Genomic DNA, 22,184 nt, shown 5'->3' on the forward strand with positions numbered 1-22,184 from the left:
TTCGTCATACTCCCGCCGCCGGAGCGCGGCAACCCCCAGGGAGGACAGATGCACAGATCGATCCGATCGGCGCTGCGCGCGGCCGGAGCCGCACTGCTCGCCACCGTCACCGTCGCCGCCGCGGCCCTGACCGGGGCGGCCCCCGCCGGCGCCGCCCCGGCCGGGCTACCCGGCATGGACGTCTCCAGCTACCAGGGCAACGTGAACTGGTCCGGGGCGTGGGCGAACGGCGCCCGGTTCGCGTACGTCAAGGCGACCGAGGGCACGTACTACACCAACCCGTACTTCGCCCAGCAGTACAACGGCTCGTACAACGTCGGGATGATCCGCGGCTCGTACCACTTCGCCCGCCCCGACACCACGAGCGGCGCCACCCAGGCCAACTACTTCGTCGACCACGGCGGCGGCTGGTCGAAGGACGGGCGGACGCTGCCCGGCGCGCTGGACATCGAGTACAACCCGTACGGCGCGACCTGCTACGGCCTGAGCCAGGCGTCGATGCGCAGCTGGATCGCCTCGTTCGTCAACCAGTACTACGCCCGCACCGGCCGGTGGGCCACCATCTACACCACCACCGACTGGTGGAGCACCTGCACCGGCAACACCTCGCAGTTCGCCGCCAACAACCCACTGTGGATCGCCCGCTACTCCAGCAGCGTCGGCACGCTGCCCGCGGGCTGGGGCACGTACTCGTTCTGGCAGTGGTCCTCCTCCGGAGTCTTCCCCGGTGACCAGAACGTCTGGAACGGCTCGCTCGACCGGCTGCGCGTCCTGGCCTGCAACGGACCCTGCTGAGACCGGCCCGGGCGTGGCGGGCGGTGCCGGTCCCGCCACGCCCGGCGTACCGGCCGATCCGGCGTTCCCCTTCCGCGAGGAGGTTGCGATGTCCGTTCCCGTACCCCGGCGGACCGTGCTGCGCGGCGCGGTCCTGCTCGGCGCCGCCGCCGGCGTCGGCGCGCTGACCCAGATCGGCTCCGGCCCCGGCGCGCGGGCCGCCGCCACCCGGGTCGACCAGCCGACCATCGCCAACTGCGCGACCTGGGGCGCCCGCCCGCCCTCGTCGCCGGTGAGCGTGGTGGCCGGCCGGCCGAACAAGATCATCGTCCACCACACGGCGTTCCCGAACACCACCGACTACAGCCTCGCCCAGGCGTACCGCAACTCCCGCGACATCCAGAACCTGCACATGGACGGCAACGGCTGGCTCGACTCCGGGCAGCACTTCACCAACAGCCGGGGCGGCTACCTGACCGAGGGCCGGCACGGCAGCCTCTACGCGCTGCTGCACGGCCAGACCATGGTGCAGGGCGCGCACTGCGTCGGGCAGAACAGCCAGGCCATCGGCATCGAGAACGACGGCATCTACGTGGACGTGCAGCCGCCCCAGGCGCTCTGGAACAGCCTGGTCACGTTCTGCGCGTTCACCTGCCAGCAGTACGGCATCGCGCCCACCGAGATCTACGGGCACAAGGACTTCAACGACACGCAGTGCCCGGGCCTGCTGCACGGCCGCCTTCCGGAGCTGCGCCGTACCGTCGCCGCCCGTCTCGGCGGCTGACCCACGGGGGTACGCGGGGCGCCCGGGTGCGACGGGCGCCCCGCGATACGTCAGTCCTCGCTTATATAAGCCGTGCATGATACAAAGGGTCGTGCACGCCTTCGACGTCCTCGGCGACCCGGTCCGGCGCCGGATCCTGGAGCTGCTCGCCGACGGCGAGCAGCCCGCCGGCGCGCTCGGCGAGACCGTGCGGCGCGAGTTCGGCATCAGCCAGCCCGCCGTCTCCCAGCACCTCAAGGTGCTGCGCGACCACGGCTTCACCACAGTGCGCGCCCAGGGCACCCGCCGCCTCTACGCCGTGGACCCCGGCCCGCTGCGCGAGATCGACGCGTGGCTGGACGGGTTCCGCCGCTTCTGGACCCCGCCACTGGCGGCGCTCGCCACCGAACTGGCCCGGGGCCGCCGCGAACGACGGCTGCGCGAGGACACCACAGACGACGAGAGGACCGAACCATGATCGACGTGACCGGACAGATCAGCGCCGTCGAGCGCCGCGTCGGCGACCGTACGCTCCCCGCCGGGCAGGCGCGGGTGCTCACCATCGCCCAGACGTACGACGCACCCGTCGCCGACGTCTTCGACGCCTGCACGAACCCGGAACGGATACCCCGCTGGTTCCTGCCGGTCTCCGGTGACCTGAGCCTCGGCGGCCGGTACCAGCTGGAGGGCAACGCCGGCGGCACCGTCGAACGGTGCGATCCGCCGCACGGCTTCGCCGCCACCTGGGAGTTCGGCGGCGAGGTGAGCTGGATCGAGGTGCGGCTGCGCGAGGCCGGCCCGGGGCGCACCCGTTTCGAGCTGGAACACGTCGCGCACGTCGACGACCAGCGGTGGGCCGAGTACGGTCCGGGCGCGGTCGGCATCGGCTGGGACCTGGCGCTGGTCGGCCTGGCCTCCCACTTCGCCGCCGACGGCACGGGCGTCGATCCGGCCACCGCAGCCGACTGGATGGCCTCGGAGGAGGGCCGCAGTTTCGTCACCGAGTCCAGCGAGAGCTGGACAAGGGCGAGCATCGAGTCCGGCACCCCCACCGAGCAGGCGCGGACGGCAGGCACCCGAGTAACCGCGTTCTACACAGGCGCCCCCACTCCCTAACCCTCCCGCCCTCGCCCCGCCTCGCCTCGCCTCGCCTCGCCTCGCCTCGCCGATCTTGCAGTTCGGGCCCTTGTGATGCCCCTTTCCGCCTGGATTGCGGGGCACCAAAGCGCAAGATCGGCGAGGACCACGGGGCGCGGTGGAGAGTTGGCGCCCGCCCCGGCGAGAGATCTTGGTAGGAAATGGTCCCCATAGGGGCCTCTTCCTACCAAGATCTCTCTGGATCCCGGGATGCGGAACGCGCTTCCCTCAAAGTGGGACGTCGCGCCTCGTGAGGCGGGCAGGAGGCAGGCTCCGGGCGACTGCGTCGACGGGTGACGCGCGACGGGCGGCGAGACGTTCAACGTCGGTGCGCGGGAGGCGCGCGGTGCCTTGCCGGGGGCGAAACGCGGGGGTGGGATGTCGGTGGGGTGGGGCAGACTGCGGGCATGTCGATCCGTACCGTCGCCGACCTGACCGCCGCGCTCGACGCCGGTCGGACGGTCAAGTACCTGCACTTCTGGGGGCACCGGCCACGGCCTGACGGCAGCATCGGCGCGAGCTGCCTCAGCCAGTGGTGGCCGGCGGCGTTCACTGTGGACGGCCGGGAGTTCGCCACCGCCGAGCACTGGATGATGTGGCACAAGGCCACCCTCTTCGGTGACGACGCGGTCGCCGAGCGGGTGCTGGTGGCCGGGCATCCGCACCGGGCCAAGGCGCTCGGCCGGCAGGTCCGTGACTTCGACGAGGCGACCTGGACGGCCCGCCGGTACGAGATCGTGGTGGCCGGCAGTGTCGCCAAGTTCGCCCAGCACGAGCCGCTGCGGCGGTTCCTGCTCGGCACCGGCGACCGGGTGCTCGTCGAGGCCAGCCCGACCGACCGGATCTGGGGCATCGGCCTGACCGCCGACGATCCGCGCGCCGCCGACCCGGCGACCTGGCGGGGCGACAACCTCCTGGGGTTCGCCCTGATGGAGGCGCGCGCCGCGCTCGCCGGCCCGAGGGGGTGACGCCTGACCTCGGGCGACAGGTGCGGGTAACGTGCTGCGGCGTGACCGCGTACTCGCACTGCTCGTTCTGCGGCGCGGCCTACCCGGCGGGCGCCGGGTGGCCGCGTGTCTGTTCCTCCTGCGGCGAGACGGTGTGGCGCAATCCGCTGCCGGTGGCGGTGGCGGTGCTGCCGGTCCGCACGCCGGAAGGGCTCGGCGTGGTGGTGGTACGCCGCGACATCGAACCGGCCCGGGGGCGGCTCGCGCTGCCGGGCGGCTTCATCGAGTACGGCGAGGAGTGGTCCGAGGCGCTCGTCCGCGAGCTGCGGGAGGAGACCGGCCTGCTGGCGGAGGCCGGCGAGGCGCGGCTGTTCGCGGTGCACGGCGCCCCGGCGGGCGGCACCATGATGGTCTTCGGGGTGCTGCCCGAGCGGCCGGTCGGTGACCTGCCGCCGTCGGCACCGACCGAGGAGGCCACCGAGTGGCTGGTGCTCACCGATCCGGTCGAGCTGGCCTTCTCCACGCACACCCGGGTGCTGGCAGACTTCCTCGCCGGTCAACGCCCGCTCTGACCGGAGCCGGTGGCCGCCGGACGGACCGGCGGCCACTCGCGGCGCGGTCAGCCGCGGGCCGGGACGGGCTGGGGTGAGAACGGCACGGCGGCCGGCGCCTCGGTCTCCGGCTCACCGGCCGGGTGCCGCCACAGCCCGCGCCGCCGCAGGATCGGCAGCACGCCCTCGCCGAACCAGTACGCCTCCTCGAGGTGCGGGTGGCCGGAGAGGATGAACTCGTCCAGGCCGAGCGCGTGGTACTCGGCGATCCGGTCGGCGACCTCGGTGTGGCTGCCGACGAGTGCGGTGCCCGCGCCGCCGCGTACCAGCCCGAATCCGGCCCACAGGTTCGGCGAGACCTCCAGCCCGTCGCGGGAGCCGCCGTGCAGGTCGAGCATCCGCCGCTGCCCCTCGGACTCGCTGCGCCGCAGCCCGTCCTGCACCGCGCGCACGTCGGCCTCGGGGATGCCGTCGAGCAGCTTGCGCGCCTGGGCCCACGCCTCCTCGGCGGTGTCCCGGCTGATCACGTGCAGCCGGATGCCGTAGCGCAGTTCGCGACCGGCCTCGGCGGCGAGCCCGCGGATCCAGTCCAGCTTGCCGGCCACCTGGGCCGGCGGCTCGCCCCAGGTGAGGTACACGTCGCTGTGCCGTACCGCCACCGGCCCGGCCGCGCCGGACGACCCGCCGAAGTAGACCGGCGGCACCGGGTCGGGCACCCGGCTGAGCCGGGCGCCCTCGACCCGCACGTGGGCGCCGTCGTGGTCGACCGTCTCGCCGCGCCACAGCGCCCGCACCACGTGCAGGAACTCGTCGGTACGCGCGTAGCGGGCGTCCTTGTCCAGGAAGTCGCCGTACGCGCGCTGCTCGGCCGACTCGCCGCCGGTGACCACGTTGAGCAGCAGCCGCCCGCCGGACAGGCGCTGGAACGTGGAGGCCATCTGCGCGGCGAGGGTGGGTGAGAGCAGGCCGGGCCGGAACGCGACGAGGAACTTCAGCCGCTCGGTGACCTCGCTGAGCATGGCGGTGGTCAGCCAGGCGTCCTCGCACCAGGCGCCGGTGGGGGTGAGCGCACCGGCGAAGCCGAGCTGCTCGGCGGTGCGGGCGATCTGCCCCAGGTACGCCACGCTCGCGGGCCGCGCGCCACCGGCCGTGCCGACCGGTACGCCGTGTCCGCCGCCCACGATGTCCCGGCTGTCGCCGTAGGTCGGCAGGAACCAGTGGAAGGTGAGCGACATGGTGTACCTCCGGTGCGGGATGGGACGGGTCGCCTCCTGAGTGGTGGGACGACCACGCCGACACCCTACCCATAAAACCTATCGGGTTGGTAGGTTGCTGTCGCCCGCCGACGGCCGGGCCCATCCCTCCCCGAGGAGTCGCCATGCGTACCCCCAGAACCCGCCGCCGGCCGCTGGCCGCGCTGCTCACCACCCTCGCGCTGCTCGCCGCGACGGCGCTGACGGCCTGCGGCGGCGAGGCGGCCGACGCCAGCGGCGGCGACGGCCCGCTGCGGATCGGCTACCAGCGCTTCGGCGGGCTCAGCCTGGTCAAGGCGCGCGGCGACGCGAAGAACGTCACCTGGTCGCTGTTCGAGAGCGGCCCGGCGCTGACCGAGGCACTGAAGGCCGGCTCGATCGACATCGGCCAGGTCGGCGAGGCGCCACCGGTGTTCGCCGCCGCCGGAAAGATCCCCTTCTCCGTGATCGGCACGTCGGCGCCGATCCCGCAGGGCGAGGCGGTGCTGGTCAAGGCGGACAGCCCGTATCGTGGATTCGCCGACCTGCGCGGGAAGACGGTCGCGCTGAACAAGGGCTCCAACGTGCACTGGCTGCTGGTCAAGCTGCTGGAGGCGAACAGGATGACGCTCGCCGACATCAACGTGAAGTACCTCAAGCCCGCCGAGGGGCGGCCCGCGTTCGACAACGGGCAGGTCGACGCGTGGATCATCTGGGATCCGTACTTCGCGCTGGCCGAGCAGCCGGGCGTACGGGTGCTCGCCGACGCCACCGGCCTGGCCGGCAACCGCGAGTACGTGCTGGCCGCACCGGACGCGGTGAAGAACCGCACCGACGACGTACGCGCGTTCCTGGACACGTACCGGCAGACCACCGACTGGGGTATCGCCCACCCGGGCGAGCGGGCCGCCGTCCTCGCCCCGGAGCTGAAGATCCCGCTCGACGTGACCACCCGGGCGCTGGCCCGCAGCGCCAAGCCGCTCGCCCCGGTCACCCCGGAGATCGGCGCGGAGTTGCAGGCCATCGCGGACAGCTTCGTGGAGCTGAAGCTCGTACCCGGACCGGTCGACATCGCCGGACGGGTGGACGGCCGGTTCAACGAGGCGTTCCAGTGAGCGGTCCGGCGCTGGCCGAGGCGGCCGCTCCGGTCGTACCCGAACGGGCGACGCCGCGGCGGTCGCGGGCCCGCGCGTCGCGGCGGTGGCGGCGCGCGGCGAGCCCGGTCGTGCTGGTACTCGCCTGGGAGGCCGCCGCGCGGACCGGGCTGCTCGCCGCGGAGAAGTTGCCCGCGCCCAGCGCGGTGCTCGCGACCGGGTGGCGGCTGGCGAGCGACGGGACACTCGGCGTGCACCTGCTCGACTCGCTCACCCGCGCCGCGCTCGGCCTGCTCATCGGCGGCGGCCTGGCGCTGGTGCTCGGCGCGGCGGCCGGGCTGCTGCGCCTCGGCGACGACCTGGTCGACCCGCCGGTGCAGATGGCCCGGATGCTGCCGCACCTGGGCCTGGTCCCGCTGCTGATCATCTGGGTCGGCATCGGCGAGTCGCTGAAGGTCACGCTGGTCGCGCTCGGCGCGTTCTTCCCGATCTACTTCAACACGTACGCCGGCATCCGCGACATCGACGAGCGGCTGGTGGAGGCGGCGCGTACCTGCGGTCTCGGCGCGGCGGCCCGGCTGCGGCACGTGGTGCTGCCCGGCGCGCTGCCGTCGCTGTTCCTCGGGCTGCGGCTGGCCATCGGCGCGGCCTGGCTCAGCCTGGTCGTCGGCGAGCAGGTGAACGCGCAGACCGGCGTCGGCTTCCTGATGATGGAGGCGCGCGAGTTCAGCCAGACCGACGTGGTGGTGCTCGGCCTGCTCGTCTACGCGCTGCTGGGGCTGGCCTCCGACCTGCTCATCCGGTACGCGGAGAGGAGGACGCTGGCGTGGCGACGCGGACTGCGCGCGACCTGACCGGGCCGGTGCTCACCGCACACGCGGTGACCCGGGCGTTCGGCCCGGCGGTGGTGCTGGCCGGGGTGGACCTGACCATCGGCGCCGGGGAGACGGTGGCGCTGCTCGGCGGCAGCGGATCCGGCAAGAGCACGCTGCTGCGGGTGCTGGCCGGGCTCGACGGCGACGCGGGCGGCGAGCACGCGGTGCACGGCACCGCCGCGGTCGTGTTCCAGGAGCACCGGCTGCTGCCGTGGAAGCGGGTGGCGAACAACGTGGCGCTCGGCCTGACCGGGCCGGACGTGGGCGACCGGGTCGGCCGCGCACTGGCCGAGGTGGGGCTCGCCGACCGGGGCCGGGCCTGGCCGGCCGAACTGTCCGGCGGGCAGGCGCAGCGCGTCGCGGTGGCCCGCGCGCTGGTCCGCGAACCGGACCTGCTGCTGCTGGACGAGCCGTTCGGCGCGCTGGACGCGCTGACCCGGCTGCGCATGCAGGGGCTGCTGCGGCGGCTGCGCGCCCAGCACGGCTTCGCCGCGCTGCTCGTCACCCACGACGTGGAGGAGGCGCTGCTGCTGGCCGACCGCGTCCTGCTGCTCGACGACGGCGTGATCGCCGAGGAGGTGCCGGTACGCCTCGGCCCGTCCCCGAGCCCCGACGACCCGGCCCTCGGCGCGTTGCGCCGCCACCTGCTCGACCGCCTCGGCGTACCCGCCGGCTGACCGCGAGGGAGAACCGATGACCCGCTGGACCCCCGACCCGACCTTCTACCCCTCCCCCGCGCTCGCCGCCACCGCGCCGGCCGAGAAACTCGCGTACGTCGCCGCGTTCGACCGCGCCGGGCAGCGCCCCGACGCCATCGCGGTCCTCGACACCGACCCGGACTCCGGCTCGTACGGCCGGGTGGTGGGCTGGACCGAGCTGCCGAACACCGGCGACGAGCTGCACCACTTCGGCTGGAACGCGTGCAGCAGCGCGCTCTGCCCGACCGCGCCGCACCCGCACGTGGAACGCCGCTACCTGATCGTGCCGGGCCTGCGCTCGTCCCGGATCCACGTGCTGGACACCAAGCCCGACCCGCGCCGGCCGAGCCTGGTCAAGGTGATCGAGGCGAAGGAACTGGGCGAGCGTGCCGGGTACTCCCGCCCGCACACCGTGCACTGCGGGCCGGACGGCATCTACGTCTCCGCGCTCGGCGGCGCGGACGGGCAGGAGGGGCCCGGCGGCATCGCCGTGCTCGACCACACCACCTTCGAGGTACGCGGCGCGTGGGAGGCCGACCGGGGGCCGCAGTTCCTGGCGTACGACTTCTGGTGGCACTACACCCAGGACGTGCTTGTCACCAGCGAGTGGGGCACGCCGTCGATGATCGAGGACGGCATCGTCGGTGAGCTGCTGCTCGGCCGCAGGTACGGGCACGCGATCCACTTCTGGGACCTGGCGAGGCGCCGGCACGTGCAGCGCGTCGACCTCGGCGACCAGTACCAGATGCCGCTGGAGCTGCGCCCCGCGCACGACCCGACGAAGTCGTACGGCTTCGTCGGCGTGGTGATCAGCGTCGAGGACCTGTCCGCCTCGATCTGGCTGTGGCACCGCGACGGCGACACCTGGGCGGTGACCAAGGTGATCGACATCCCGGCCGAACCGGCCGACCCGGCCGACCTGCCGGACCTGCTCAAGCCGTTCGGGGCGGTGCCGCCGCTGGTCACCGACATCGACCTGTCGGTGGACGACAGGTTCCTGCACGTCTCCTGCTGGGGTACCGGCGAACTGATCCGCTACGACGTCAGCGACCCGTTCCACCCGGTACGCGTCGGCTCGGTGCGCCTGGGCGGCATCGTCAACCGCACCCCGCACCCGGCGTACCCGGACGAGCCGCTGGCCGGCGGCCCGCAGATGGTCGAGATCAGCCGCGACGGCCGCCGCGTCTACGTCAGCAACTCGCTCTACGGCGCCTGGGACGACCAGTTCTACCCCGACGGCGTGGGCGCCTGGGTGGCGAAGCTCGACGTCGACCCGGCGACCGGCGGCCTCGTGCCGGACCCGCGGTTCTTCCCGCGCGGCGAGGAGTTCCGCGGCCTGCGCGTGCACCAGACCCGGTTGCAGGGCGGCGACGCCTCGTCCGACTCGTACTGCTTCCCGTGACCGGCGCGACCTGGGCGGCGCTGGCCGGCCTCGGCGCGTTCCACGGCCTGAACCCGGCGATGGGATGGCTGTTCGCGGTGGCCCGGGGCCTGCAGGAGCGTCGCCGGGCCGCGCTCCTGGCGGCCCTGCCGCCGATCGCGGCCGGGCACCTGGCGTCGGTGGCGGTGGTCGCCGCCCTGGTCAGCGCCACCCGGTCGGTGACGGCGAGCACGCTGGTCGCGGTGGCCGGCGGGGTGCTGCTGGTCGGGTTCGGGCTGTGGCGGCTGCTGTCCGAGCGGCACTTCCGGTGGGCCGGGATGCGGCTGTCGGCGGCGCAGCTCACCGCCTGGTCGTTCCTGATGTCGGCGGCGCACGGCGCAGGCCTGATGCTGCTGCCGGTGCTGCTCGCCGAACCGGCGGCCGGCGCCGGGCCGCACGCCGGGCACCTCGCCGCCGCGCCGGCCGGCGCGCTGACCGGCCTGCTCGCCGCCGCCGTGCACACCGTCGCCATGCTCGCCGTCGCGCTGGTGGTGGCCCTGCTGGTGTACGAGGTGCTCGGCGTCGGTGTGCTGCGCCGGGCCTGGTTCAACGTCGACCGGCTCTGGGCCGGTGTGCTCGTGGCGGCCGGGGTGGTGACGCTGATCGCTGCGGCGTGAGTCACCACCACCTGCGACGGATCGACGAGAAGTCCTACTGATTGAATAGGAAAGGCAGCGTCGCCTACCCCGGAGGTCAGCAGTGAGTCACTCCCCGTCCCCCGCCGAAGCCGTCCACGACGCCGACCGGAGCCGGCAGTGGCTCGCCGGGCAGGCACACGGGCCGGGCGTCGACCGCGACCGGCTGCTGGAGGTGGGCGCGGCGATGGCCGCGGTGACCGCCGCCGCTGCGGAACGCGAGCCGGTCGCGGTGGCGTCCGCGCCGGTCGGCGTCGACCCCGGCGCGCCGATCGTCAAGCCGCTGCCGCCGGAGCTGCTGCGCCCGCTGGACACCAACGCCGAGATGCGCTGGCCGTCGATGGCCGGCCAGGGGTACGTGGTCCCGACCGACCGATTCTTCGTCCGCAACCACACCGTCACTCCGTACCTGGACGCGGCCACCTGGCGGCTGCGCCTGTTCGGCGACGGCCTGCGCGGCGCGCCGACCCGCGACAAGCCGGTCGAGTTCGACCTCGACGAGCTGCGCCGGCTCCCCGCCGAGGAGCACGCGGCGCTGCTGGAGTGCGCCGGCAACGGGCGGCGCTACTTCGCCGAGCAGCAGGACGAGCCCGCCCCGGGCGTGGCGTGGGGGCTGGGCAGCGTCGGCGTGGCCCGGTGGCGGGGCGTGCGGCTCGGCACGGTGCTGCGCCTGGCCGGGCTGCGCGACGAGGCGGTCGACGTGATGCCCGAGGGACTCGACCCGGACTACGTCTCCGGCGGGGTCAACCTCGGCCGGGTACGCCGACCGATGCCGGTCGCGAAGGCGCTCGACGACGTGCTGCTGGCGTACGAGATGAACGGCGAGCCGCTGCCCCCCGACCACGGTTTCCCGGTACGCGTCGTGGTGCCCGGTTGGGTCGGTATCTCCTCGATCAAGTGGGTCGGCGCGATCGAGGTCTCCACCACTGCCCTGTTCTCGCCGTGGAACACGCAGTTCTACCGGATGTTCGGCCCCGGCCACCCGGCCGACGGCACCGTCCTCACCGCCCAGCCGGTGCGCAGCGCGTTCGAGCTGCCCTGGGACGCCCGGGTGCCGGCCGGCGAGGAGGTGCTGCTGACCGGCCGCTCCTGGTCCGGCAACGGCCCGATCGCGCACGTCGAGGTGGACACCGGCGACGGGTGGCGCCCGGCCGACCTGGTCGCCGCCGACCGGGGCGGCGCCTGGCAGCGCTGGACCGTCCGGTGGCGTCCGCCGGGCGCGGGCCGGCACGTGCTGCGCGCCCGCGCCACCGACTGCACCGGCGCCGTCCAGCCCGACCGGGCCGCGCCGAACGACCTCGCGTACCTGTTCGACGCCGTGGTGGCCCACCCGGTGACCGCCTGCTGACCGCCGCTCAGGTGGTGCCGAGGTAGGGCGGCGGCACGGTGTCGGTGAGCCACACCCCGTTCGCCGAGCGGTAGAACAGGTGCCCGGCCTCGGCCATCGCCGCCGCGTCCACGGTCAGCACCACCACCGCGCCGCCCCGGCGCGCACCGACGCGCCGGGCCGTCGCCACATCAGGTGACAGGTGTACGTGGTGCCGCCCGCCCCGGCGCAGCCCCTGCGCCCGGATCGCGTCCAGCACTGCCTCGCCGGTGCCGTGGAACAACCGGGGCGGCGGCGCGGCCGGAGTGAGGCCGAGGTCGACCGGGACGGAGTGGCCCTGGTTGGCGCGGATCCGGTCGGCCCCGTCCGGGCCGGCCTCCACGGCGAAGCGCTGCTTGTCGTTGCCCGCGACCACGGCGTCCAGCTGGGCGCGGCTGATCCTCAGCCCGGCGAGCACGTCGGCCACCGGCACCCAGCCGGCCCGGTCGAGTCGCAGCCCGTACGCGTCGGGCCGGTGCCGCAACGCCAGCGACAGCCGCTTGCTCACCCGAACAAGTTCCCGATGTTCCACAGGCCCAGTGTGGAGCCGCCCCCGTCCCGTGTCGACGCAGTTCCCCACCCGCCCCACCCCACCCCACCCCACCCCGCCTCGCCCCGCCCCACCCCGCCTCGCCTCACCTCGCCGATCTTGCGGTTTGCGCCCCTCGAGTGTCCGGTTCGCGCTGTCTGCCGGGGCCGGAACTCCATGATCGACGGGCTGAGGGCTGAGGGCGGAGACGGGGGTTGGCGGGAGGAGCGGGGGTCAGGCGGCGGCCCGCTCGGGGAGGGGGCGGCGGCGGTGGGACGGGTCGGTCAGGGTCGGCGGGGACCAGGCGCCGTCGGGCTGGTAGAGGTTCGTGCCCGGCGGGACGATTTCGTCGATGCGGTCCAGCACCGCGTCGTCGAGCGTCAGCTCCGCCCCGGCCAGCAGCGCGTCCAACTGGTCCATCGTGCGCGGCCCGATGATGGTCGAGGTGACCGCCGGGTGCACGGCGGTGAACGCCACAGCGAGCTGCGGCAGTGTGCAGCCCACCTCGCCGGCGAGCGCGACCAGGTCCTCCACGGCGGCGTACTTGGCGGTGTTGCCGGGTAGCGCCGGGTCGAACCGGGCCGGGGTGAGTGCCGGGCGGCCCGCGCCGAGGTCGACGGGCCGCCCCTGCCGGTACCGGCCGGACAGGAACCCGGAGGCCAGCGGGCTCCACACCAGCACACCCATCCGGTAGCGGCGGCAGACCGGCAGCACCGACGTCTCGATGCCGCGCGCCAGGATCGAGTACGGCGGCTGCTCTGTGCGGAACCGGGCGAGCGCACGCCGTTCGGCGACGTGGTGCGCCTCCACGATCTCCTCGGCCGGGAAGGTCGAGCAGCCGAACGCACGGATCTTCCCGGCCCGGACCAGGTCGGTGAGCGCGGCGAGCGTCTCCTCGACGTCGGTGGTGTGGTCCGGGCGGTGCACCTGGTAGAGGTCGATCCAGTCGGTGCCCAGCCGGCGCAGGCTGTCCTCGACCGCACGGACGATCCAGCGTCGCGAGTTGCCGCCCCGGTTGGGCCCCTCCCCCATCGGGAAGTGGACCTTCGTGGCGAGCACCACATCGTCGCGGCGGCCGCGCAGGGCCTTGCCGACGATCTCCTCCGACTCGCCGGCCGAGTACATGTCGGCGGTGTCGACGAAGTTGATCCCACGGTCGAGTGCCGCGTGGACGATCCGGGCGCAGTCGTCGTGGTCGGGGTTGCCGACCACGCCGAACATCATGGTGCCGAGGCAGTGGACGCTGACCTCGATGCCGGTGCCGCCGAGGACGCGATAGCGCATGTGAACTCCCTGGGTTGCACCGCGCCGGCCGGGTGGCGCGCGGTCCGGTCACGGTAGGAGTTCGAGTGCGCTGGAGGTCAACCGTCGGCGGGTTCCGCGCTGCCGGCGAGGTAGCCGGCCGCCTGCAACTCGAACAGCTCGCGGTAGAGCCCGCCCTGCGCCATCAGCGTGTCGTGGTCGCCTGACTGCACGAGCCGGCCGTGGTCCATCACGAAGATCCGGTCGGCGTGCCGGACGTTCGCGAGCCGGTGGGTGATCAGCACGACGGCCCGGTCCGGGTGCCGCCGCAGATGCTGGAAGAGGGCGTGCTCGGCACGCGCGTCGAGCGCGGCGGACGGCTCGTCGCAGATCAGCAGCCGGGCGTCGCGGTAGAGGCCGCGTGCGGCCACCAGCCGCTGCCACTGCCCGCCGGACAGGTCCTGGCCGTCCTTGAACTGCCGGTCCAGCAGCGTGTCGTACCCGAACGGCAGCTCGCTGATCATGTCGTGCGCGGCGGCGTCACGGGCGGCGGTCTCCACGCTCGGTCCGGGGCCGTCGGCGCGGTCGTGGCGGCCGACGCGGATGTTCTGCCGGGCGGTGAACGGGAACTTCCACCAGTCCTGGCTCATCACCGCGACCTGGGCGGCGGTCTGGCGTGGATCCAGCTCGGCGGTGTCCACGCCGTCCCAGCGGATCGTGCCGCCGGTGGGCCGGTAGAGGCCGGCGATCAGCTTGGCGAGCGTGGTCTTGCCGGAGCCGTTCTCCCCCACCAGCGCGATCACCTCGCCGCGCCGGAACGTGAGGCTGACCTCGTCGACCGCCGCACTGTCGGTGTCCGGGTAGCGCAGGCTGACCCGGTCGACGTCGATCCGCGTGAACCCGTCGACGGGCAGGTGCCCGCCGGCCGGGATCCGCCGTGCCGCCCGGTCGAGGAAGTCGCGGTAGTCCTGGTAGTAGAGAGCGTCCTCGTAGAGCGAGTTGGTGGCGAAGATCGCGGTGCGCAGGCTCGTACGCGCGGCCTGGAGCGCGAGCAGCGCGGTGGCCGCCGCCGCGAGCGCCACCACGCCGCCCACCAGCAACGCGCCCAGCACCACGTAGAGCCCGAACGTGGCGATGCCCGTGATGGACAGGCCGATCGCCCGGGTGACCGTCTGCGCCCGGGCCAGGCGCAGCTCGGCGCGCGTCTCCAGGCGCGTCACGAGGTGGTATTCCGATAGCAGGAAGTCGCGCATCTGGTAGGCGCGGATCTCGGCCGCGGTGTGCCGGTTGGCCATCAGGTCGCCCAGCATCCACTTGCGTCGCCGCCGGGTGATCCGGGCGAGCCAGTCGACGTGCTGACGGCGGGCCATCCGCACCGCCGTCACCGCCTCCGGCGCGGCGGCGACCACCAGGCAGGGCAGCAGCAGCGGGTGGATGATCGTCACGGCGGTAGCCGTGGCGATCACGCCGACCACGCCGGTGACCAGGTTGACCGTGTCGTTGACCAGGGAGCCCGCCTCGGCCAGTCCACGGTCGCGGGCGCGGTCCATCTCCTCGGCGAAGCCGGCGTCGTCGAAGGCCGCCAGTTCCACGGCGGACGTCGTCTCGAACAGCCGCCGCTCCACCGTGAAGTTGATCTGCGGTACGAGCCGGGCCTGCGCCCATCCGGCGGCGATGGTCAGCGCGCCGCGCCCGGCGACGGCGGCAGCCGCCAGCGCCAGGGCGGGCAGCGCCGCCCGGATCCGGTCCGGTGTCGGGCCGGCCGCGAACAGCTGGTGGAGCACCCCGGTGGTGGCGAGCAGGCCCAGCGTGGTGAGCACACCGGCGGCGACGTTGAGGCCCAGCGAGGCGGCGGTGTCCCGCCGGCTGGTGGCCCAGGCGAGACTGATCGCCTCGCGGATCAGTGTGGGCAGCCGGCGCGCCACCGACCAGAAGCCGGTGTGGGCCAGTTCGGTGGCCCGGTGCATCCAGTGCGGATCGACGAGCTCGGGCAGGGTCGTCTCCCCGGCCGGCTCCTCCGGGTCGGACGCCGGACGAGGACGGATCACCCCGGCCATGGCACCTCCTCGACGCGTTCGGACAGCAACGCTGGATACTACGGTCCGCTATCGAAGGATGTCATTCAGTAACCGGCGTGTCGTACAGATGTCCCAACGGCGTGTCCCGCAGCGGTGGCCCTAGACACCCGCCCGCACGGTGATCGCCGCCGGGTCGCGTCGCGCGCGACCGGTCCGGGTGGCAGGCTTGTGGGGTTCGCCGGCGCGCGCCGGCCGACCGCCCGTCGTGAAGGAGAAGATCGACCCGATGGCTGTGGACGTCACCACCACCGACGAATGGCAGGCGCTGCGCAAGCACGCCGAGGCGATGCGCGCCACGCACCTGCGCGACCTGTTCGCCGCCGACGGGCAGCGGGGTGAGCGGCTCACCGGTGAGGTCGCCGACCTGCACGTGGACTACAGCAAGAACCTCGTCACCGACGAGACGATCGCGCTGCTCGGCGCGCTCGCCGAGCGGGTCGGCCTGACCGACCGGATCGCGGCCATGTTCGCCGGACGGCACATCAACGTCACCGAGGACCGGGCCGTGCTGCACACCGCGCTGCGCCTGCCGGCCGACGCGTCACTCACCGTGGACGGCCAGGACGTGGTCGCCGACGTGCACGCCGTGCTGGACCGCATGTCGGCGTTCGCGCAGCGCGTGCGCTCCGGCTCGTGGCGGGGCCACACCGGCGAGCGGATCACCACAGTGGTGAACATCGGCATCGGCGGGTCGGACCTCGGGCCGGTGATGGCGTACGAGGCGCTGAAGGCGTACCGGGACGCGGGCATCGGCTGCCGGTTCGTGTCGAACATCGACCCGACCGACATCCACGACAAGACGGCCGACCTGGACCCGGCGAGCACGCTGTTCGTCGTGGTCTCGAAGACGTTCTCCACCCAGGAGACGCTCGCCAACGCCGACCAGGCGCGGCGCTGGCTGCTCGCCGGGCTGGACGCGGACGACGACGCGGTGGCCCGGCACTTCGTCGCGGTGAGCACCAACGAGCAGCGGGTCCGCGACTTCGGCATCGACCCGGAGAACATGTTCGGCTTCTGGGACTGGGTGGGCGGGCGCTACTCGCTGCCGTCCGCGGTCGGCCTGTCGGTGATGCTGGCGATCGGGCCGGACCGGTTCCGCGAGATGCTGGCCGGCTACCACGCGGTCGACGAGCACTTCCGGTCCGCACCGGTGGAGCGCAACGTGCCGGCGCTGCTCGGCCTGCTCAACGTCTGGTACACCGACTTCCTCGGCGCGGAGACCCACGCGGTGCTGCCCTACTCGCAGTACCTGCACCGGTTCCCCGCCTACCTCCAGCAGCTCACCATGGAGAGCAACGGCAAGTCGGTACGCGTCGACGGCTCGCCGGTGACGTACCCGACCGGGGAGATCTTCTGGGGCGAGCCGGGCACCAACGGGCAGCACGCCTTCTATCAGCTCATCCACCAGGGCACCCGGCTGATCCCGGCGGACTTCATCGCGTTCAGCCGGCCCAACCACGACCTGGGCGACATGCACGACCTGTTCATGTCGAACTTCTTCGCCCAGACCGCCGCGCTGGCGTTCGGGCGGACCCGGGAGCAGGTGGAGGCCGAGGGCACCGCGCCCGAGGTGGTGGCGCACCGGGTGATGGCGGGCAACCACCCGACCACCTCGATCCTGGCGCCGAAGCTCACCCCGGCGACGCTGGGCCAGCTGATCGCGCTCTACGAGCACATCACGTTCACCGAGGCCGCGATCTGGGACATCAACGCCTTCGACCAGTGGGGTGTGGAGCTGGGCAAGGTGATGGCCAACCAGCTCGCGCCGAAGCTCACCGGGCCGGACCCGGACCTGGCCGACGTGGACACCTCGACCGCCGAGCTGATCCGCCGCTACCGGGCCGAGCGCGGCCGGAGCTGACCGCACGCCGTGGCGTCCCGCGTACACCGGCGGGACGCCACGGGTCAGCGGCGCAGCAGGTCGGCGTGCGCGGCGCGCAGCCGGGTCAGCGCCGCGTCGCCGGCCGGCGCGCGGCGGTCGAGTTCGGCCCACGCCTCGGCGAGCGCGTCGGCCAGCGCCCGCAGCTCGGCGGCGTGCCGCCGGCTGGACTGCCGGTGCAACTCCTCCAGGCGGCGGGCCCAGCCGGCGCTGATCGCGGCGACGCGTTCGGCGTCCGCGCGCGCCTGGGCGCCGGTGCGGGCGGCGGACGCGGGCACGATCGCGGCGACCGGCCGGGGATCGCCGTCGCGGGTGACGACTGTGACGGTGTCGGTCAGCTCGGCCAGGGAGACGAGCTGGGTGAGCCGGGTGCGGACCTCGCGCAGCGGCAGGGCGCGCGGCTGGGGGGACCGGTCGGCCAGTGCGGGGACAGCCATGGACAGATGTTCACGTCCGGGTACGACAATTTCGGCGGTCAGCCGGTCCACTCCGGCGCCAGCACGGACCAGACCTCCAGGTCGGCGCGGCCGTCGGGCGTCGGTGCGGCGCCGCGCATGACGCCGTCGCGGCTCATGCCGAGCCGCCGCGCCACGGCGACGCTACGGTCGTTGCCGGCCTTCGTGACCCACTCGACGCGGTGGATGCCGCGCTCCCGCACCGCCCAGTCGATGACGAAGCGGGCGGCGCGGGTGACCAGGCCCTGCCCCTCGGCGCCGGGTTCCAGCCAGCAGCCCGCCTCGCACACCCCGCGTTCGGTGCTCAGCGACACGAACAGCACGCCACCGACGAGCGTGCCGCGCTGCCAGATGCCCCAGATGCCGCCGTCGTCGCGGGCCCACCGGTCGGCGTACGCCTGGAGGACCTTGCGGGCCGACGCGGCGTCGGTGGCGACGAAGGACGCGCCGACCCAGGGCGAGATGTGGTCGCGGCAGCGGTCGAGGTTGGCCAGGAACTCGTCGGCGTGCCAGGGCGACAGTGGACGCAGCTCGGCGTCGTCGGTGAGGGCGTGGGCGAACATCCGAGGAAGCTAGCAGGACCGTCCCACTTTTGTCGGTCGGTCCCTCTACGGTCTGCGCCGTGAACGCCGTCCAGACGTACCGATACCTTCAGCCGTCCGCGCTGCGCGCCGCCGGTCTCGATCTGCAGACCTGCGGCGGCCCGGCGGCCAACCCGCGCTTCTTCGCCGGGTTCCTCACCGCCGCGGCCGCGTCGGCGGCCGGGCTGCTCGCCGTCGCCGAGGTGGCCCGCACCCGCTACCACCAGCCGGTCAACCCGGCCAGCCTGGACCCGGTGGTGACCGGCAGCCGCGGTCGCCTGCGGTTCGAGTCGTTCTCCGGCTGCTGCGGGGTGTACGCGCGGATGGACGTGCTGCCGGCCGGGCTGGACGGGGAGATCAGCGGCCACGGCACCACTAACGTGGATGTGAACCCGCCGCTGCGGGAGGCGCTGGCCCGGGTGGGTGGCATCGAGCCGCTGCACGTGGCGGTCGGCCCGGACGACCTGACGGTCTCCACCATGGACGGCTCGGTGGTCGAGCGGAAGGTGCCGCTGCCCGGCCGCTGGCTGCGCGGCTTCGCCGAGGTGCACGTGCTCACCGCCGGCTTCGAGCCGCGCGCCGAGATCGCGGCGGCGGAGGCGGCGGCGTTCCTGCGCCGGCTGCCTGCCGCGAACGACCGCAGTGTGCTGTGGGCGGTGCCCGCCGGGCGTACTCTGCGGCTGACCTCCCGCCCGGTGCCGGGCGCTGTCTGCCTGGCCGGCGCGGGCCGGCTCGCGGCGCTGCGCGGCGTGCTGCGCCACGCGCGCACCCTGCGGGTGTACGGCCCGGCGGTGCGCGCCGGGTCGCCGGCCGTGCCGAGCACCTGGGAGCTGGACACAGGGGCGCTGCGGGTGTCGCTGACGCTGTCCCCCGAGCCGTACCGGGGGTTCTCCGGTGAGGGCGCCGCACTGGCGGCGCTCGCCGGTGACGACGTGGTCGACGACGCGGAGCTGGTGGGCGCGCTGCTCAACTGGGATCCGGCGATCGACGTGGCCGCGCTGGCCGACGCCGCCGCGCTGCCCGACGAGCGGGTGCGGGCCGCGCTCGCCCAGCTGGGCACCGCCGGGCGGGTCGGGTACGACGTGGCGGACGGGGCGTACTTCCACCGGGTGATGCCCTATGACGCGGGCCGCGCGGAGCGGGACAACCCACGGCTGGTCGGCGCGCGGGCGCTGGTCGAGCGCGGCGCAGTCGAGCGCGACGGCGAGGACGCGACGGTCCGCACCGACGCCGAGACCTACCGGGTACGACGGCACCCGGACGGCGCGTACTCCTGTTCCTGCCGCTGGTGGGCGCGGCACCGCGGGCAGCGGGGGCCGTGCCGGCACGCGCTGGCGGTGTCGATGGTCGCGGCGCCGGTGGGGGCGCTGTCGTGACCGGCTTCGTCGAGGCGGTGGTGCACGGCCGGATGTCGCAGGTCCGGTCGGCCCTGGCCGGGTTGGACGAGCCAGCCCGGCGGGCGCTCGGCGACGAGCTGGTCGCCGATGTGCGCCGCAGGCGGGACGCCTGGTGGTGGCAGGGCGAGGCGGCGACGCTGGCGGTCGCAGCGGTGGGCACGCTGAGCACGCCGACGAAGGTGGCCGCGCTGCTCGGCCGCCGTTCGGTCTGGCTGAGCGGCGTCGACGCGGCGCCGGTGGTCGACGTCGCCCGGGAGCGCGGGGTGACCTGGCTGCCCGACGTGGCGTACAAGCTGGCCGACCGGCTGCCCCGGGACCGGATGGTCGCGGGCTGGCGGTTCGTCGCCGGCCTCCTGCTGGCCGAGAAGGCGCCGCCGCCGACCGCTGACGACTTCGTGCGTGGCTGGGCCGCGGCGCAGGGCTGGCCGGATCCGCGCGGGACGCGCCTGCCGACTGTGGACCGGCTGCGCGCGGACCCGTTCCTCGACGCGCTGTTGCCGCGCCTGTTCGAGGTGGACGGCGTGGGCACCGAACTGGCCCGCGGCGACGGCGCGGGCACGGACTCGGATGCGCTGCCCCGGGCGCTGGTGGCGCTGGCGGCGGAGGGCCGGCTCGACCGGGCGGTCCTGCTCAACGGCGTCCTCGGCCGGCTGCTGCGCGGCGACCGCCCGGACGCACTGCGCCCGTTCCTGGTCCTGCACGACCTGCTGGCACCGACCCCGGACGAGGTGGCGGTGCGGTCGAGCGCCTATCTGCGGCTGCTCGCCGACGGTCCCGGGCCGGTGGCCCGCGCCGCCCAGCGGACGCTGCGGCAGGCCGGTGACGCCGCCGAGCCGGAGGCGCTGTGGGAGGCCGCCCGGACGGTGCTGGCCCGGCCGGAGAAGGCACTGGTCCGGGCGCAGGTGTCCTGGCTCGACCGGCTGGCCCGGCAGCACCCGGACCAGGCTGCGGAGATCGGCGCGGTGCTCGCCGTGGCGGCTGGCCATCCCGACGCCGGCCTGCGCGAGCGGGCGCTGGCGCTGGCGGCGCGCCACGGTCACCGGCCGGTGGCCTTGGCCACTGTGGCCGAGGCCCGCGACGACCTGCCGCCGCCGCTGCCGGCGGCGGCCGCGCCGCCGCCGATCCAGAACGTGGACGAACTGGTGGAGGAGATCGCGGCGTCGCTCGGCCGGCGCTGGCCCGCGCTGACGGCGGAACGCGTCATGGACGGCCTGGTCCGGCTCGGCACCGCCGACCGCGAGCGGCTCGCGGCGGCGCTGCTGCCTGTGGTACGCCGCGAGCAGGTCGGCGCGTACGACCATCCCTGGTCGGTGTTCAACATCTCGATCCAGATGCACGGGCTCCTGCTGGCCGTCTGCGGCGACGCCGAGGCGGCGACCCGCCGCGACCAGTGGAGCACGCTGCTGACCGAGTCCCGCCCACGCGCGCCGCTCCCGTTCCGGGGTGGTCCGCCGGTGCCGGCCACACGCCGGCCCGCGCCCGTCCAGCTCGCCTGCGCCCGCCTGGCCGAGATCGGGCAGCGGCTGGACGGCCGCGACGACCCGGGCCTGCTGTCCACGCCGACCTCGGTCACCGGGGCGATCGAGCCGGTGGCGCTCTACGAACGGCTGGCCGCGCTGGGTGACCGTCCGGTGTGGCGCTGGGATCTCGCGCAGGCCCTGCTGCGCCTGCCGGCCGGCGTCGACGGGCCACTTGCCGAACGTGCCGCGGCGCTGCGCACGCCGGCCGGCGACGAGCTGGCCCGCTGGCTGCGCGGCGCCGCCGTGCCGGCCCCGGCGCAGCAGGTGGTGACGGTGGGCCGGAGGGCGCGGTCGGCCGGGTACGACTGGGGCTACGACCGGCTACCCGAGGGCCGGACGCTCGTCGCGCTCACCCCGCCGGACGGCGTCGAGGACCGGCTCGGCCTGCTCACCCTGACCCCCACGCCGATCGGCCGGTGGACCGACGGCTGGGGTGACGTCTGGCCGGCCGTCCTGCCCGGGCACCGGGGCGTGGTCGCCGCCCACCTGCTGCCCGAGGTGGCCGGCGCGGCGCAGGAGGACACCCTCGGGCACGCCGCCGCCCTGCCGGTGCTGGCCGAGTGCACGGGCGCGGGCGGACCGGCCCTCGACCTCGCGCTGGCCTACGGGTTGTGCGCCCGCCACGAGGCGGACCGGGTGGCCGCGCTCGACGCGGTGCTGATCCTGGCCGCCGCCGGTGACCTGGACGCGCCGGCGACCGGCGGGCACCTCGGCACGCTGGCGGCCGGCGGGCAGGTGACGCTGACCCGGGCGGTCACGCCGCTGCGCGACGCGGTGGCGGCGGGTGCTCCGCTGAGCGTGTGGCGGCTGCTCGCCGCGGCGTTGCCGCCGTTGCTGACCGCGCCGACGCCGCCCCGGGGCACGCCGGACCTGCTGGCGGTGGCAGCGGAAGCGGCGACCGCGACGGGTGTCCGGATCGAGGTACCCGGACTGGCCGACGTGGTGGAGCGGGGCGGCGGCAGCCGACTGGTCGCCGAGGCCCGCCGGCTCGCCGCCACCCTGGCCGCCTGA

At 74.4% G+C, this 22,184-nt stretch carries 21 protein-coding genes; 15 read left to right on the forward strand and 6 right to left on the reverse strand.

Annotated features, from left to right (window positions below):
• Window positions 1-48 precede the first annotated feature (48 nt).
• The 6 genes from OC439_RS01550 to OC439_RS01575 all read left to right on the forward strand — a co-directional run bounded on the left by OC439_RS01550 (window position 49) and on the right by OC439_RS01575 (window position 4,193).
• Window positions 49-795: a lysozyme gene (locus tag OC439_RS01550; RefSeq protein ID WP_262011823.1), complete on the forward strand. Its 747-nt coding sequence runs from the start codon at window positions 49-51 to the stop codon at window positions 793-795.
• An 88-nt stretch (window positions 796-883) separates the two neighbouring features.
• Window positions 884-1,558: a peptidoglycan recognition family protein gene (locus OC439_RS01555; protein ID WP_262011824.1), complete on the forward strand. Its 675-nt coding sequence runs from the start codon at window positions 884-886 to the stop codon at window positions 1,556-1,558.
• 91 nt (window positions 1,559-1,649) lie between these two features.
• Window positions 1,650-2,015, forward strand: coding sequence for an ArsR/SmtB family transcription factor (locus tag OC439_RS01560; RefSeq protein ID WP_194799170.1), 366 nt, complete (start codon window positions 1,650-1,652; stop codon window positions 2,013-2,015).
• Window positions 2,012-2,653, forward strand: a complete 642-nt coding sequence (locus OC439_RS01565) for an SRPBCC family protein (RefSeq protein ID WP_262011825.1) — start codon at window positions 2,012-2,014, stop codon at window positions 2,651-2,653. Before OC439_RS01560 ends, OC439_RS01565 begins: the two co-directional genes overlap by 4 nt.
• 428 nt (window positions 2,654-3,081) lie before the next feature.
• The gene (locus tag OC439_RS01570) at window positions 3,082-3,642 is read left to right on the forward strand and encodes an NADAR family protein (RefSeq protein WP_262011826.1); all 561 of its coding nucleotides are present in this window, start codon (window positions 3,082-3,084) and stop codon (window positions 3,640-3,642) included.
• Between the two features lie 41 nt (window positions 3,643-3,683).
• Window positions 3,684-4,193 carry an NUDIX domain-containing protein gene (locus tag OC439_RS01575; RefSeq protein WP_262011827.1) on the forward strand — a complete coding sequence of 170 codons (510 nt, stop codon included), beginning with the start codon at window positions 3,684-3,686 and terminating at the stop codon, window positions 4,191-4,193.
• Window positions 4,194-4,240: 47 nt separating this feature from the next.
• Here OC439_RS01575 and OC439_RS01580 read toward each other — a convergent pair whose 3' ends face one another.
• Window positions 4,241-5,407, reverse strand: coding sequence for an LLM class flavin-dependent oxidoreductase (locus OC439_RS01580; RefSeq protein ID WP_262011828.1), 1,167 nt, complete (start codon window positions 5,405-5,407; stop codon window positions 4,241-4,243).
• A gap of 143 nt (window positions 5,408-5,550) precedes the next feature.
• Here OC439_RS01580 and OC439_RS01585 point away from each other — a divergent pair, with 143 nt between their 5' ends.
• The 6 genes from OC439_RS01585 to OC439_RS01610 all read left to right on the forward strand — a co-directional run bounded on the left by OC439_RS01585 (window position 5,551) and on the right by OC439_RS01610 (window position 11,474).
• Window positions 5,551-6,519 (forward strand): sulfonate ABC transporter substrate-binding protein, encoded by a 969-nt coding sequence (locus tag OC439_RS01585; RefSeq protein ID WP_262011829.1) that lies wholly within the window; start codon window positions 5,551-5,553, stop codon window positions 6,517-6,519.
• Window positions 6,516-7,352: an ABC transporter permease gene (locus OC439_RS01590; protein WP_262011830.1), complete on the forward strand. Its 837-nt coding sequence runs from the start codon at window positions 6,516-6,518 to the stop codon at window positions 7,350-7,352. The genes OC439_RS01585 and OC439_RS01590 overlap by 4 nt, the downstream gene beginning before the upstream one ends.
• Entirely contained in the window at window positions 7,325-8,050 is a 726-nt protein-coding gene (locus tag OC439_RS01595) for an ABC transporter ATP-binding protein (RefSeq protein ID WP_262011831.1), read from the forward strand. The genes OC439_RS01590 and OC439_RS01595 overlap by 28 nt, the downstream gene beginning before the upstream one ends.
• 16 nt (window positions 8,051-8,066) lie before the next feature.
• A complete protein-coding gene (locus OC439_RS01600; RefSeq protein WP_262011832.1) occupies window positions 8,067-9,473 on the forward strand; it encodes a selenium-binding family protein in 1,407 nt (468 codons plus the stop codon).
• Complete coding sequence (locus tag OC439_RS01605) at window positions 9,470-10,108, forward strand: hypothetical protein (protein ID WP_262011833.1); 639 nt, start codon at window positions 9,470-9,472, stop codon at window positions 10,106-10,108. The genes OC439_RS01600 and OC439_RS01605 overlap by 4 nt, the downstream gene beginning before the upstream one ends.
• 82 nt (window positions 10,109-10,190) lie before the next feature.
• On the forward strand, window positions 10,191-11,474 hold the full coding sequence (locus OC439_RS01610; protein WP_262011834.1) for a sulfite oxidase: 1,284 nt from the start codon (window positions 10,191-10,193) through the stop codon (window positions 11,472-11,474).
• Between the two features lie 7 nt (window positions 11,475-11,481).
• Here the strand turns inward: OC439_RS01610 and OC439_RS01615 are convergent, their stop codons facing one another.
• From OC439_RS01615 to OC439_RS01625, 3 genes are all read right to left on the reverse strand, one after another.
• Window positions 11,482-12,024, reverse strand: coding sequence for an RNA 2'-phosphotransferase (locus OC439_RS01615; RefSeq protein WP_262011835.1), 543 nt, complete (start codon window positions 12,022-12,024; stop codon window positions 11,482-11,484).
• A 231-nt stretch (window positions 12,025-12,255) separates the two neighbouring features.
• Window positions 12,256-13,305 carry an aldo/keto reductase gene (locus OC439_RS01620; protein WP_262011836.1) on the reverse strand — a complete coding sequence of 350 codons (1,050 nt, stop codon included), beginning with the start codon at window positions 13,303-13,305 and terminating at the stop codon, window positions 12,256-12,258.
• A gap of 77 nt (window positions 13,306-13,382) precedes the next feature.
• Window positions 13,383-15,320: an ABC transporter ATP-binding protein gene (locus tag OC439_RS01625; protein ID WP_262011837.1), complete on the reverse strand. Its 1,938-nt coding sequence runs from the start codon at window positions 15,318-15,320 to the stop codon at window positions 13,383-13,385.
• A gap of 247 nt (window positions 15,321-15,567) precedes the next feature.
• Between OC439_RS01625 and pgi the strand changes: the two genes are divergently transcribed.
• On the forward strand, window positions 15,568-17,202 hold the full coding sequence (pgi, locus tag OC439_RS01630) for a glucose-6-phosphate isomerase (protein WP_262011838.1): 1,635 nt from the start codon (window positions 15,568-15,570) through the stop codon (window positions 17,200-17,202).
• 44 nt (window positions 17,203-17,246) lie between these two features.
• On the opposite strand, the gene OC439_RS01635 is transcribed toward pgi, so the two are convergent.
• Both OC439_RS01635 and OC439_RS01640 read right to left on the reverse strand, forming a co-directional pair.
• The gene (locus OC439_RS01635) at window positions 17,247-17,657 is read right to left on the reverse strand and encodes a hypothetical protein (RefSeq protein WP_013286745.1); all 411 of its coding nucleotides are present in this window, start codon (window positions 17,655-17,657) and stop codon (window positions 17,247-17,249) included.
• A gap of 38 nt (window positions 17,658-17,695) precedes the next feature.
• Window positions 17,696-18,238, reverse strand: coding sequence for a GNAT family N-acetyltransferase (locus OC439_RS01640; RefSeq protein ID WP_194799155.1), 543 nt, complete (start codon window positions 18,236-18,238; stop codon window positions 17,696-17,698).
• A gap of 59 nt (window positions 18,239-18,297) precedes the next feature.
• Between OC439_RS01640 and OC439_RS01645 the strand changes: the two genes are divergently transcribed.
• Both OC439_RS01645 and OC439_RS01650 read left to right on the forward strand, forming a co-directional pair.
• Window positions 18,298-19,632, forward strand: coding sequence for an SWIM zinc finger domain-containing protein (locus OC439_RS01645; protein ID WP_262011839.1), 1,335 nt, complete (start codon window positions 18,298-18,300; stop codon window positions 19,630-19,632).
• Window positions 19,629-22,184 (forward strand): hypothetical protein, encoded by a 2,556-nt coding sequence (locus OC439_RS01650; RefSeq protein ID WP_262011840.1) that lies wholly within the window; start codon window positions 19,629-19,631, stop codon window positions 22,182-22,184. Before OC439_RS01645 ends, OC439_RS01650 begins: the two co-directional genes overlap by 4 nt.

The organism is Micromonospora sp. Mcm103, from assembly GCF_024519755.1.
In the GTDB taxonomy this organism is placed as follows: Bacteria; Actinomycetota; Actinomycetes; order Mycobacteriales; family Micromonosporaceae; genus Micromonospora; species Micromonospora aurantiaca.

Excerpts from the sequence above, each read along its gene's own strand:
- OC439_RS01550 (WP_262011823.1), top strand. The coding sequence starts at position 49 with ATGCACAGATCGATCCGATCGGCGCTGCGCGCGGCCGGAGCCGCACTG.
- OC439_RS01555 (WP_262011824.1), top strand. The coding sequence starts at position 884 with ATGTCCGTTCCCGTACCCCGGCGGACCGTGCTGCGCGGCGCGGTCCTG.
- OC439_RS01565 (WP_262011825.1), top strand. The coding sequence starts at position 2,012 with ATGATCGACGTGACCGGACAGATCAGCGCCGTCGAGCGCCGCGTCGGC.
- OC439_RS01570 (WP_262011826.1), top strand. The coding sequence starts at position 3,082 with ATGTCGATCCGTACCGTCGCCGACCTGACCGCCGCGCTCGACGCCGGT.
- OC439_RS01580 (WP_262011828.1), bottom strand. The coding sequence starts at position 5,407 with ATGTCGCTCACCTTCCACTGGTTCCTGCCGACCTACGGCGACAGCCGG.
- OC439_RS01585 (WP_262011829.1), top strand. The coding sequence starts at position 5,551 with ATGCGTACCCCCAGAACCCGCCGCCGGCCGCTGGCCGCGCTGCTCACC.
- OC439_RS01600 (WP_262011832.1), top strand. The coding sequence starts at position 8,067 with ATGACCCGCTGGACCCCCGACCCGACCTTCTACCCCTCCCCCGCGCTC.
- OC439_RS01620 (WP_262011836.1), bottom strand. The coding sequence starts at position 13,305 with ATGCGCTATCGCGTCCTCGGCGGCACCGGCATCGAGGTCAGCGTCCAC.
- OC439_RS01625 (WP_262011837.1), bottom strand. The coding sequence starts at position 15,320 with ATGGCCGGGGTGATCCGTCCTCGTCCGGCGTCCGACCCGGAGGAGCCG.
- pgi (WP_262011838.1), top strand. The coding sequence starts at position 15,568 with ATGGCTGTGGACGTCACCACCACCGACGAATGGCAGGCGCTGCGCAAG.
- OC439_RS01635 (WP_013286745.1), bottom strand. The coding sequence starts at position 17,657 with ATGGCTGTCCCCGCACTGGCCGACCGGTCCCCCCAGCCGCGCGCCCTG.
- OC439_RS01640 (WP_194799155.1), bottom strand. The coding sequence starts at position 18,238 with ATGTTCGCCCACGCCCTCACCGACGACGCCGAGCTGCGTCCACTGTCG.